The organism is Schwartzia succinivorans DSM 10502, from assembly GCF_900129225.1.
Taxonomy (GTDB): Bacteria; Bacillota; Negativicutes; order Selenomonadales; family Selenomonadaceae; genus Schwartzia; species Schwartzia succinivorans.
The window spans coordinates 19,244-31,411 of sequence record NZ_FQUG01000016.1 but is presented as its reverse complement, the minus strand read 5'-3'; the positions used below and the strand labels follow the sequence as shown (position 1 = coordinate 31,411).

Sequence of the window (12,168 nt, the reverse complement as noted above, 5' to 3'; positions counted from 1 at the left end):
ATATACAGAACCAATTGCAGGATGATATTGCAAATGATCAATTAAGTTTATTTGAATCAGTGGACCCGTTTACGGGGAAGCGAGAGAAAAAAGGCTAAGAAAAAAGCCCCCGAGTAGGGGGCTGCCAGTGATAATAGTGTGATTGCCAGATTGTTTCGATGCGCCCTTTAGGGTGCTACCACAGGTAATTGGCCCTTATAGGGCCTGAGCAAACCACCCGTTTCACGGGTGGTTTTGATTGTTCAGTTGTTGTTACTCCTGCTGGCTTCTTGCTACCTCAAGATTCATTTCCTGAGCGTGAACACGGTCAGCTGCGAGACGTGCCGCTATCTCTTCAGGAGTTTCTTCTGAAGAGGATGCTTCTTTAGGTGTATCCTCGGAGGCAATCTTTTCGGCGATTTCAAGGTTGTCCATCTGTGCCTTTACCCGGTCGCCTGCAAGACGTGCTGCAATTTCCTCAGGAGTTTCAGCGGTTTCCGTGTCGTCTTCACTATCGGGTTCATATTCCTGACCTGTTTCTTCTGTGGTGTCTTCCTGTGATCCGTCGAAGGAATCGTCCTGTGATTCATCGACAAATTCCTCTTCTTCCATGATTTCATCAGAATCATCGACCTCATGGCCCTCCAACGGAACAATATTCAGCTCTTCTTCAGTGGGTGCGGCAATGATTGCCGGATCCGGTGTAAGAGATACCATTTCATTATCAATACGGTTCCTGCCGCTGAAAACATGACGGCCTGTCGGTACATAGTCGGGCATGGTAAATACCTCCAAAACGATAAAATCATTTCTTGTAAATGATTATAACGCCTTTGTTCAGGTTTTGCCAAGGGCAAAACTACATATATCAGCGTTTCAACGAGGCGTTTTCGCCGAGTTATAGCGCTTTAAATCATGTTTTGCCAAGGGCAAAACTACATATATCAGCGTTTTACCCAAGGTACTAGCTTCGCGTCGCACGAGGCGTTTTTGCCGAGTTATAGCGCTTTAAATCATGTTTTGCCAAGGACAAAAAATAACATTGGCGTGAAATGGAAATAAAAATGCCGCAGCGAAAATAGCTTCGCTGCGGCGATATTACATCCATACAGTTTTGAAAGAGAGGTAAAAACTGATGGAGTGGGGTCAGTTTGCCGGCTTCCAGTCTTTTGTAAGCCAGTAGTAGTCGCAGGCCTGAATTTTAGCGCCTGTGATGGATTTGTTGCTTATGATGTTTGTCTGCGGATATCCGAAGATAATAGCTGCGGCATCATCCATGATTATTTTCTGCATGCTGATGATAATATCGCGGCGTTTTGATTTATCGAATTCTACGCGGAGCGCATCACCGAGGGCATCATATGTCGGGTTGGAATATCCGGAGGAGTTCTGCGGATTCTGACCGTCGATATTGCTGCGCCAGTACATGTTAAGGAAGTTCAGCGGATCGCCTGCCTGCTCTGTCATGATATTGGAAATCATGAGGTCATAATCTCCGCTTACACCGAGCTTATCCATTACGTTGTAATCAACATTTTTTAGGTTTACCTTGATTCCGATTTTTGCGGCATCGGCCTGTGCGGCTTCGGCAAAAATCGGAAGCTCTGCGCGGCTGCTGTAATAAACAAAATCAACTTCCAGGTTTTTGCCGTTCTTATCTACAATGCCGTCACCGTTTGTATCCTTCCAGCCAGCCTCGGAGAGGAGCTTCTTGGCACGGTCAACGTTGTACGCATCCTTGTTTTCAATTTCGTTGAATCCGAAATCCAGGGAAGGCGGCATTGCCGGACCACCCGGGGTGAATGTACCCTTCAGCAGCGTTTTGCTGTAGGATTCACGGTCGAGGGAGCAGATGAAGGCCTCACGGACTTTCTTGTCCGCAAAGGGACGTCCTTCATTTACATTGATACGTGCAAGAACGTCGCGGATTGAGTCAATCGTGCTGACATTGTATTTGCTGGTATCGTTGAACAGTGCCATGTCACCGAACGCGATATTTACAGCGGCATCAATTTCACCGGACTGCAGAGCCATTGCACGGGTGTTCGGGTCGTCGATGGACGGGATTTCAACCTTCTTGAAGGCCGGAGTGCCATCCCAGTAATATGGATTGGCTTCCATGATTGCCTTGTCGCGGGAGAAGGATTTCATGACGTACGGACCTGTGCAAATCGGGCCATCGCGCTTGATATCGTGTGTGGTGTCTTCCGTATCGATGATAGTGAAATACGGGTCACCGAGAACACCGATGAAATTCGGCATTGGTTTCGTCGTTTTGATTGTGAGAGTCTGTCCCTCCGCCGTGATGGACTCTATGTTTGCCCACGCGCGGGCTTCCACGGAAATGCCAAGAGTACGCTCAATGGACGCCTTGCAGTCCTTTGCCGTAAGCGGCTTGCCGTTGGAGAATTTTACATTGTCGCGGACTTTAATTGTCCATGTAAGTTTATCGTCGCTGATGGACCAGCTTTCTGCAAGCCATGGCTGAACATTCATTTTCTCGTCAAATTTGATAAGTGTTTCACCGAGGCCGTAGCGCATGACTGCCCATCCTATTGAATGCTCAGCAGGGTCAAGGATATCGGCGAAGTTTGAAATGCCGATTCGAAGAGTTTCTTTCTTCTCAGCTTTCGTATCGCCGCCTCCGCAGCCGACTGCGCCCAAAAGCAGCGCCCCTGACATCAGGACTGCTGCGAGCTTTTTTACGTGTTTCTTCATGTGGTCGCTTCCTTTCATAAATACGATTAATAAAATCTTTCATTTGAGCACGAAAAAGATAATAGCATACCTTTTTCTTATTTACAATATGTAAATAAGAAAAAATCAAAAAAATTTCCGGTGGTTAACCCACCGGGGTATCCTTTGCCAATAAGGCTTTCAGGAGTGTTTTCAGGTATGGTTCGTATTGAACTGCGAATGGGCGGGTGCCATATCCGGCATCCGGGAAAATCTGTATTCCCTGAGCTTTTTTATACTCAATACTGGCAGGGTACAGTGTCATCGCGTAGCTGTTTTCATAGTCAATAAATTGTATTATTGATTCATCGCTCATGGAAGGAAAAATATTTTTTATGATGACATTGAGCCGGTTGTACTTGATGAAAATATCCTCGCGGAATTCCAGGTGCGCTTTCGGCGTAGCGTTTCGAAGCAGAAGAGTATTTGCCACACAGAACAGGGAGAGCATGCGCTGATGGCGCAGCATTAAAGCGGCCCAGGCAGCGGCAAAGGAATCTGCACCGCCACGAAAATCCTTAAAGGACTGCTCCGCGTCGCAGACCATGGTTTCAATATCTCTTCGGAGAATCAGCAAAAAAATGTCTTCAATATTGGGAAAGTAGTGGTATATGTTGGCACGGTTAAAATTTACCTTACGCCCCACGCTGCTGAAGGTGACTGCGTCATAGCCGTCCTTGTCATAAATTTCAGCTGCCGCGTCAACAATCTGACGTATGCGTTCCTGTTTTTGCTTTGCTCCGTGTGCCCTGCGAAAGGTTTCGTTTTTTTCCATAGCTCCGGCTCCTGCCTTTGTAAGTTGTTGTTGGTAAAATATTATAATGCCTTCAATTAAAGTTTGCCATAGGCAAATTTAGTATGCTGATAAAGTAAAACTTATTCATGGTGTTATAAGTGCTTAGCGTCGGATAAAATAAAATATGAGAAGAGAAACATTCGGAGACAGTTTCTCTTCTCGTAGCAGGAGCCGATATTGTGAAATGAAATTATATTGTGAGCGCTGCCCCCGCTGACTTCAGGTGCTCGGAATGTTTAAACACACGGCGGTAGGCAGGTATGAGAATCATAAGTGATATGACAAAGCTCACATTATATGCGTTGTAAATTACTGCCATATCGTGCCAATAAGGCAGCAGAGACTCGCACCAGACAACGCGGAAAAGGGCGTAGGCTGCAAGAGCCGAAAGCATGGGGACAGCGGTTTCACCAAGACCTTTTAAGCCGCCTATGTATACCTGGTTCAGCGAATAAAGAAAGTATACGGGGAAGGTCCAATATACGGCTGCAAGGCCGTTGGAAAGCGTGGCCGCGTCTTCAGTAAAGAATCCGAGAAGCGGTTTTGCAACAAGCATAAGGGCAGCACATACAACGAGCGTACCGTAAATTGCCGTGCGTCGGCTTACTCGCATAGCCTCTTCCACGCGGTCAAGACGTCCTGCCCCAAAATTCTGCCCTATGAATCCTGTCAGTGCCATGCCGTAGGCGAAGGCAGGATAATAAAGGAAGCCTTCTATTTTCGCGTAGATTACCATTCCTGCCATTGCAGCAGGGCCGAAGGAGTCAATGCTGATTTGAATCAAAAGCGATGAAAGACTCATGAATGCGGCCTGCATTCCTGACGGTATGCCAAGGCGCAGTAGAGAAAGAAGCTCGCGGAATGGAAGAAGAGGAGAAGTAATTTCGAGACGGAATCGTTCGTCTATGCGCGTGAGTCTCCAAATCATACCGAATCCCAGTGCCCACTGTGATACAAGAGTAGTCCAGGCGGCCCCTTCAAGACCAAAATCAAAAATTCCTACGACGATAAGGTTGAGAAATATATTCAATACCGCGGACGCGGCGAGCCAGTAAAGCGGTGTACGCGTATTGCCAAGTGCGCGAAAGACGCCGTTTGCGACGTTATATACCAGCTGAGGAACAAGCCCCCAGAGACATATGCGAAGATAAAGCAGCGCATCGCTGAAGGCCTCCGGGGGGCAGGAGAGCCACGTCAAATAATTACTTCCAAGCTGCTCTCCGATTATTGTCAAAAGAAGACCGGCAGCCGCTGCCAGCCATATGGAGGTTGCAATCATCGCGCGCAGCTTTTCAAAATTCTGTGCGCCGAAAAGCTGCGATACCGCGGAGGTTACTCCTACGGCAAAACCTATGAAAAAATTGATGTGTACGGCAAGGATAAGACCTGAAACACCTACCGCGGCCAGACCGAACCCACTGCAGAGTCTGCCTATTACTGCACAGTCAGCAATGTTATATAGCTGCTGCAAAAGCTGCATTATGAGCACCGGCAGAGCATACATCAAAAGTGTCCTGTGGATAGAACCGCTTGACATAAGCACTTCGCCTGTTTTGGATGGTATTCCTGCAGCATCAGAGGCTTCTGAAGTAATTTCATCAGAGGCATCGTGTTCGGATTTTTCCTTTGAAAAAAGCTTTTTTGACAGCTTATGAGCTTGTTCTACATATAGTTCCTTTGAAAATTTCATAAAAAGAAGCCCTCCATAACTTCATTTTTATGATAGCAAAGAGGGCTTATTTTCGATATTTCGGGGTTTTTATGGGGAGACATAAGAATTTGTTATGGTATGAGCACCAACCATCTGTATTTCATATTGCAAAAGAAGTCCGTAGAATTGGTGTGATATGTTATTCTCCGGTATCAAGCTCAAGGGCGTGGCGGAGATACTTCAAAAAAGCTGCGGAATCCTCGTCAGGAGGTTCGCCCTTTCGTGAGAGATACCCGAAGGCGATTCTGTTTTCCATTCCTTCAACGGGAATACGCCGGAAATCATATTGGCGGTAAACGTCCTTCAGCCAGTAGCTTCCAAGGTTGCAAAGCTCGGTTTTATCCAGCGCCCGTATCATCATGTGGTCGCTGTTTGTCCTTATGACACGCTTTATTTCAAGCCTTTTCTTCCTGAAGGCGGGATCTCCTGCCAGCAAATCCTCTATTGTAAAGAAATCGTCCTCCAGCTGGATAAATGAAAGGGCCGCGACCTCCTCGGCTGTTACTGAGGTGCGGGAGGCCAGGGGGTGATTGATTCCGACGTAAAGAACCAAATCCGTATCAAGGAGAGGAGTAAATGCAAGCTGATGGCGGTCAATCAGATAGCTGAGAGCGGAGCGTTTTGTGTCGGGAACGAAAAGGAAGCCAAGGTCATATTCGTGCGCCGAAAGCAGCGCAATCATTTTCTCTATACCGCATTCTGTGAAACGCATGTAAAGCTCCTTGGCCTCATTTTCCGATTTATTGTTTTTTGTGAATTCATTGTAAAAGGCAGTGAGCATAACCGCCATGTTGCTGCTGTTGTTCGTAGCGACGCGCAGAGTATGCTCGCGCTGCTCCATTCCTATTGAAGCAAAAAGCTCGGCGTTTCTCAGAGCCCGGAGAGCGTAGCCGTAGACCCGTTCTCCTGCTTCCGTAAGCTCTACGCCCGTGGAACGGCGGATAAAAAGGCGCGTGCCGATTTCATGCTCAAGCTCGCGGATGACCATGCTGACGTGGGGCTGTGTGGTAAAAAGCTCCTCTGCTGCCGTGGTCAAAGAACCGCAGCGGGCGCAGGAGAGAAAGTACTGAAGTTGACGAAGTTCCATAAGGCCTCCTGATAAGTACAAAAAAATTTCCTGTAACACAATATTACCACACTGTGTCGTAAATTGGAGAATTCAGTCTAAGAGAAAATTTAAGTACTTGAGATACAATAGAATCCATGAAGCTATAGTGCAAAATTGAAAATTCGTGCTTTTCTCTAATGGCGAAAACACTATGAACCATGTTCCTGTGCTTATCTTCTACAGCACGGACGAGTTCAGCATTCTGGCAGACGCTGATTCATGGTTCCGGCAGCGGAGGAAAGCAAGGCTTTCATTGCCGCCAATGTCTTCAACCACCGCATTTTCAGCCGTGAGTGGGATGCCCGTTACGGGAATCCGCCCGATCCGATGCTGCCTGAGCCGTAATTTTGCTGGTGGAAACTTGCGCGCCCGCATATGATGGGACGTTTGAGCTTGATTACAAGCTTGCTTGCTAATGTATAGCAAAAATTTAATGTTTAAAAAGGCGGAATCCGTTGTTTGGATTCCGCCTTTTGCGTTTATACGAATTTTTGGGGTGTTTCGCGTCTGCTGTGGCTTTTTGAAGGAAATTTTAAATGAGTTTTACAATTTCTTGACGTGTCTTTGAGGGGGGGTAGAATGTAATTGTGGGGAGTACATTAACCATGAACTGGCAAAAGATGTTCTTCGTCCTTGTATTGCAGGAATAGTTTTGCATAGTAGGTTACAGGAATAAATAACAGGAGGTGAGAATATCTCCGGCATCCTAAATCGTCATGATGTTTTCAATGTGTGAAAACAATATTATTTTAAGGGAGTGGGGTCATGATTTTTCAGGGTAAGAAATTTATACTGGCAGTATTTGCGATGCTGATGGTATTTCTTAGTTCAGCAACAGCATTTGCGGCCGAACCGGTAACGTCGGTCGGATACGCTAAACGGGCAATGGAATACTACAATAATAAACAGTATGATTTGGCAATTGAGGATTACAAGAAAGCTATAGAGATGGATGATAAAAATGCTTCTTTGCACATGGATCTGGGGGCATTGTATGCGGAAAAGAAGGATTGGGAAAAAGCACGGAAGCATTTTACAGCGGCAATAGAGTTAGAGCATAAGGCTGAGGCTTATGTATGGCGCGCGATTACTTACTTAAATCAAAGACGATGGCCTGAAACGGTGAGAAATTGTAAATGGGCGCTGGAAAGAGATCCAATGTGTGCGGATGCACATTATGTTTGGGGCGAGTACTGTATAACGGCTGGAAGATTAGATAGACGTTATGAGGGGGACTGTGTTGCTGACGCGATAAAGCATTATTCGTACGCCATCAGACTTAACCCCAATTACATTCCTGCTTATAAAAGGCGTGCTGAAGAATATATGACTAAGGGGTATTATGACAGAGCGCTGGCGGATTGCCAAAAAGTTATGGAGTTAGACCCTGACAATCAGCAAGTGCAGGCTTTGATGAGCAAAATTCAGGAAAAAACAGCTCCGCCGGTTGAAGAAAAAGCACCGATATCACTGGAAAACGGTGCCGGATATCCGTCTGCTGCGGGTGGTACAGGCTCAGGCAGGATTGAGTTTGTGCCGCGGTGGCATGGACCTGACTATCATGGTGGTGTGGCAATATGGAGAAATCGTCCATCTAAAGAATTGCATAGAGAGTACGTTGCAGCGCAGTTTCTTTACTTTGAACACGATGGAAGAACTACGTCAAAGTATCATGAGGGGGTTCTTCGGGGATGTTGGGCCTCTACCGTTCAGTTTGACATTATCGGGTACGATGACGAGGGAAAACCAAATACTTTTTTGCTTTATGATGGAAGCGGCCACGGCTTTTATCGATACCTCTGTCGATTGACTGTTCTGGATCACGACAATGTGAAGATTGAATGGCTCAACCCATGCCATGACGAATGGTTGCGCAAGGAAAATAATCCTTCGTCTCCTGAGCCTGCACCGGTTGTTCGGGAACCGTCGCGGGAATGTCCGTATCCTGTTGAAATTTACACATATCGTAAGGGCTCGGAATCCGAATTGAAAAAAATATGGGATAATACATTTTGGTTAAAGGGCGCTGAAAGTTTCTTTATGTCAGAGTATGGCTTGTATCAGGTGTATGATGGACACTATCAGGAATTCTTTTTAAGTGGAAGTTTAGCAATTTCTGATGACAGTATTTATGAAAGTGCAGTGGAGGCTCTAATAGTTTTTTGGGAAAACGGAGGAGGAGAAGTAGAGCTTTATCCGGAAGACGCTGGAGACATTGTAACAGGGTGAGGCTGATAATGTTGGTATGTGCGTGATGCCTTCGATTTCGAGAGCTGAAAAATCTTAAGGCTCTGATGAACGGTGTTTTTTCGGCGTATAAAATTAAAGAGTGTTTTGTTGGTTAAATATAAAGGCGGAATCCGTTGTTTGGATTCCGCCTTTTGAGTTATAGCGTTGTGTTTTAAAATAAAAACGCCGAAGCGTATGCTTCAGCGTTATAAATTTCTGGTGGAGACGAAGAGGATTGAACTCTCGACCTCTCGGATGCGAACCGAACGCTCTCCCAGCTGAGCTACGTCCCCACTTGTATGAACAAAAACCAGTATAGCGCAGTTTTTATAAAAACGCAAGCCAGTAGGGCATGGCAAAATGACTGAACATTAAGAAATATTTATGAAATTTGAATTATACAATAAAAACATGTACGTTTCAAAAAACTTTTCAAAAAAGGAAAAAACTTGAAAAAAAAAGAGGATTATATACTGACAACGTCGAATATTTACGTTAGTATATATAAAGGTCAGTTATTGTCATGCGGTGAATCATAAAAAATTATGCGCCCGGACAAGCGATGATTTTAAGGAGGTAAGAGAGCGTGGAAAAGCGGGAAACAATGTTGGAATCCTATCTGCGCAGAGGTCTGAGCCGCCGTACATTCATTAAGGGATGTGTTGCGCTGACGACTATGATGGGATTGAGCACCGACATGGTGTCAAAGGTTGTAGAGGCAGCGGAGAAGAAACCTCTGCCGGTTGTTATCTGGCTTCATGGTCATGAGTGCACGGGCTGCGATGAGTCCTTCATCCGTTCCGGCGCACCGTTGGCATCGGATCTGGTGCTGACGAATATTGCACTTGAATATGATCATCTGCTTAGCGCAGGAAGCGGAGAGCCGTTCGAGCATCATCTTGAGGAAACAGTGAAAAAATACTGGGGTCAGTACATTTTGGCTGTAGAGGGCGCCGTATCTACTACTGATAACGGTACGTTCTGCATGTCAGGCGGAAAACCGTTTGTTGAAACGCTGCAGCGTGTTGCAAAGGGAGCAGCCGCTATTATTGCGTATGGTACGTGTGCAACAGACGGCGGTATTCAGGGGGCAAAACCGAACCCGACAGGCTCTGCGGGTATCAAACATTACACAGGCACGAAGCCTATCATCAACGTGCCGGGCTGCCCACCGATTCCTGAGGTTATGACAGGCGTTGTAATGCATGTTGCTTTGTTCGGCAAGATTCCGCCACTGGATTCCGAAGGTCGTCCAAAGCAGTTCTATGGAAACCGTATTCATGATACATGCTACCGCCGTCCGTTCTTCGATGCGGGTATGTTCGCAGACAGCTATGATGACGAGGGCGCTAAAAAAGGCTGGTGCCTTTATAAGCTCGGATGCCGCGGACCTGAAACATATAATTCCTGCGGCAATTTGCGCTGGTATCAGGGCATGTCCTATCCGATTCAGTCCGGTGCTGCCTGCATCGGCTGCTCAAATGCTCATTTCTGGGACGAGGGACCAATGTTCGCACGTCTGCCGGAATACGGGCCGCTGGGCGATATCGACAAAATCGGCGCAGGTCTCGCGGTTGCAACGGCAGCCGGTGTTGCTGTTCATGCGGCAGCAAGTGTTGTACAGAAACAGCAGCGTGATAAAGATAAAGAAAATGGGAAAGAGCAGGTGGGCAATAAATGAAACACGTAGTAGTTGATCCGGTAACGAGAATTGAAGGCCATCTGCGCGTAGAGATGCAGGTGGATGAAGCTTCCGGAAAGGTAACCGATTCCATTTCCAGCGGTACAGCATGGCGCGGTCTTGAGCTTATCCTGCACGACCGTGATCCGCGTGATGCCTGGGCATATATCCAGCGTATCTGCGGTGTCTGCACGACGGCTCATGCTCTTGCATGCGTCCGTGCGGTAGAGGATGCTCTCGGAATCAAGATTCCGAAAAACGGTAATTACATCCGTAATATTATGGCTGCGTCACTTACGGTGCAGGACCATATCGTTCATTTCTATCATCTGCATGCCCTTGACTGGGTCAGCCCGGTTGCTGCTCTTTCAGCAAACCCGGAAGCAACGGCAAATCTTCAGAACGCTGTACTGAAGACCTACAAGCTTCCTTTCAGCGGCCCGGCAGGTACGGTAACGGAGGCATTCCGCAAGGAAGTTCCCCGTGCTACGCCGTCCTATTTCAAAGGTATTCAGGATAAGGTAAAGGCAATTGTTGAGAGCGGCCAGCTGGGTATCTTCTCCGCGCAGTGGTGGGATCATCCGGACTATAATCTGCTTCCGCCTGAGGTTCACCTGATGGCAGTTGCTCATTATGTTGAGATGCTGGACAAGCAGCGCGAGCTTGTTACTCCGCATGTTGTATTCGGCGGTAAGAATCCGCATCCGCATTATGTTGTAGGCGGTATGCCATGCTCCATTTCCATGGACGACGGCAACTCGCCGATAAATACGGCACGTCTTGATATCGTTGACCGTGCGGTTAATTTGGCGCGTACTCTCGTAAATGAATATTATCTGCCTGACCTTCTTGCCATCGGTCACATTTATGTCCAGAAGGGCATGACAGACGGCGGCGGTCTTGCAAAAGAACGCGTTATGGCATTTGGTCAGTTCCCGCTTGAGACGACTTCGACGACTCAGGACGGAACCTTCTTCAAGAATCTCCTTATCCGCAGCAACGGTGTTGTTGAAAACTTCGGTCAGGGTGTCATGAAGGCGAAGTTCACTGAGATTACGGGCGACGACCTCAAGAATCCTGAGGTATTCGGCGAGGCTGTTACACACGCATGGTACGAATATGAAGGAAAAGACGGAGATGCTCAGCCGCGTCATCCGTGGGAAGGCCAGACGAAGGCCAAATACACGGGTCCGAAGGTCGGTACACCTACAGACTGGAAAGAGCTTAACGAGAAAGGCAAGTACTCCTGGCTCAAGACTCCGCTGTGGCACATGAAGATGTGTGAGGTCGGTCCGCTGGCTCACTACATCATCATCTATACAAAGGCTAAACAGGGACTCCTGCCTGATATGACATGGGCAGAGAAGATGATGGTAGATCAGATTGAGGCAGTTTCGAAGGTTCTCGGACTGGCTCCTGAGGTATGGCTCCCGACTATGGTCGGCCGTACGGCTGCCCGTGCTCTTGACTGCCAGCTCAATGCTGAGGTCGAGAAGTTCTTCTTCGATAAGCTCATCGAGAATATCAAGAGCGGCGATACACAGGTTGCTTCCATGGATAAATGGGATCCGTCCACATGGCCTAAACGTGCTGTCGGTGTTGGTCTCTACGAAGCACCGCGCGGAGGTCTCAGCCACTGGATAACAATCGAGAACGGCAAGATTTCCAATTATCAGTGTGTTGTTCCGACTACATGGAACGCATGCCCGAGAGACGACAAGGCGGGCCACGGTGCATACGAGCTGGCTATGATGGACACGAAGGTCAAAATCGCAGACAAGCCGCTTGAAATCGTCAAGGTCATCCGCTCCTTTGATCCGTGCATGGCATGTGCAACGCATCTTTTCAATGAGAAGGGCGAAAAGATTAATGTTGTTACGACCGATCCATACGGCGGCATGCATGTCGACGCCTGAGAGAGGTGAGTG

Annotated in this window: 9 protein-coding genes, 1 tRNA gene and 1 pseudogene; 5 read left to right on the top strand and 6 right to left on the bottom strand. The window is 47.3% G+C overall.

The window, feature by feature from the left end:
- Positions 1–98, top strand: a pseudogene (locus BUA83_RS12580) (IS200/IS605 family transposase); the annotation flags it as partial.
- Between the two features lie 154 nt (positions 99–252).
- Here the strand turns inward: BUA83_RS12580 and BUA83_RS12290 are convergent.
- From BUA83_RS12290 to BUA83_RS12270, 5 genes are all read right to left on the bottom strand, one after another.
- Complete coding sequence (locus BUA83_RS12290) at positions 253–759, bottom strand: hypothetical protein (RefSeq protein ID WP_072936573.1); 507 nt, start codon at positions 757–759, stop codon at positions 253–255.
- 366 nt (positions 760–1,125) lie between these two features.
- Entirely contained in the window at positions 1,126–2,697 is a 1,572-nt protein-coding gene (locus BUA83_RS12285) for an ABC transporter substrate-binding protein (RefSeq protein WP_072936572.1), read from the bottom strand.
- Between the two features lie 124 nt (positions 2,698–2,821).
- Positions 2,822–3,490, bottom strand: a complete 669-nt coding sequence (locus BUA83_RS12280; RefSeq protein ID WP_072936571.1) for a TetR/AcrR family transcriptional regulator — start codon at positions 3,488–3,490, stop codon at positions 2,822–2,824.
- 211 nt (positions 3,491–3,701) lie between these two features.
- Positions 3,702–5,201 carry an MATE family efflux transporter gene (locus tag BUA83_RS12275; protein WP_094756636.1) on the bottom strand — a complete coding sequence of 500 codons (1,500 nt, stop codon included), beginning with the start codon at positions 5,199–5,201 and terminating at the stop codon, positions 3,702–3,704.
- A 160-nt stretch (positions 5,202–5,361) separates the two neighbouring features.
- Positions 5,362–6,309: a LysR family transcriptional regulator gene (locus BUA83_RS12270; protein ID WP_072936570.1), complete on the bottom strand. Its 948-nt coding sequence runs from the start codon at positions 6,307–6,309 to the stop codon at positions 5,362–5,364.
- Positions 6,310–6,549: 240 nt separating this feature from the next.
- Between BUA83_RS12270 and BUA83_RS12905 the strand changes: the two genes are divergently transcribed.
- Together BUA83_RS12905 and BUA83_RS12265 are read left to right on the top strand one after the other, a co-directional pair.
- Positions 6,550–6,675: a hypothetical protein gene (locus tag BUA83_RS12905; RefSeq protein WP_268793934.1), complete on the top strand. Its 126-nt coding sequence runs from the start codon at positions 6,550–6,552 to the stop codon at positions 6,673–6,675.
- Between the two features lie 420 nt (positions 6,676–7,095).
- Positions 7,096–8,559, top strand: a complete 1,464-nt coding sequence (locus tag BUA83_RS12265; RefSeq protein WP_072936569.1) for a tetratricopeptide repeat protein — start codon at positions 7,096–7,098, stop codon at positions 8,557–8,559.
- 217 nt (positions 8,560–8,776) lie between these two features.
- On the opposite strand, the gene BUA83_RS12260 is transcribed toward BUA83_RS12265, so the two are convergent.
- Positions 8,777–8,852: transfer RNA gene (locus BUA83_RS12260), tRNA-Ala, on the bottom strand.
- Positions 8,853–9,145: 293 nt separating this feature from the next.
- Between BUA83_RS12260 and BUA83_RS12255 the strand changes: the two genes are divergently transcribed.
- Both BUA83_RS12255 and BUA83_RS12250 read left to right on the top strand, forming a co-directional pair.
- Complete coding sequence (locus tag BUA83_RS12255; protein WP_072936568.1) at positions 9,146–10,240, top strand: hydrogenase small subunit; 1,095 nt, start codon at positions 9,146–9,148, stop codon at positions 10,238–10,240.
- Positions 10,237–12,156, top strand: a complete 1,920-nt coding sequence (locus BUA83_RS12250; RefSeq protein ID WP_072936567.1) for a nickel-dependent hydrogenase large subunit — start codon at positions 10,237–10,239, stop codon at positions 12,154–12,156. The genes BUA83_RS12255 and BUA83_RS12250 overlap by 4 nt, the downstream gene beginning before the upstream one ends.
- Positions 12,157–12,168 lie beyond the last annotated feature (12 nt).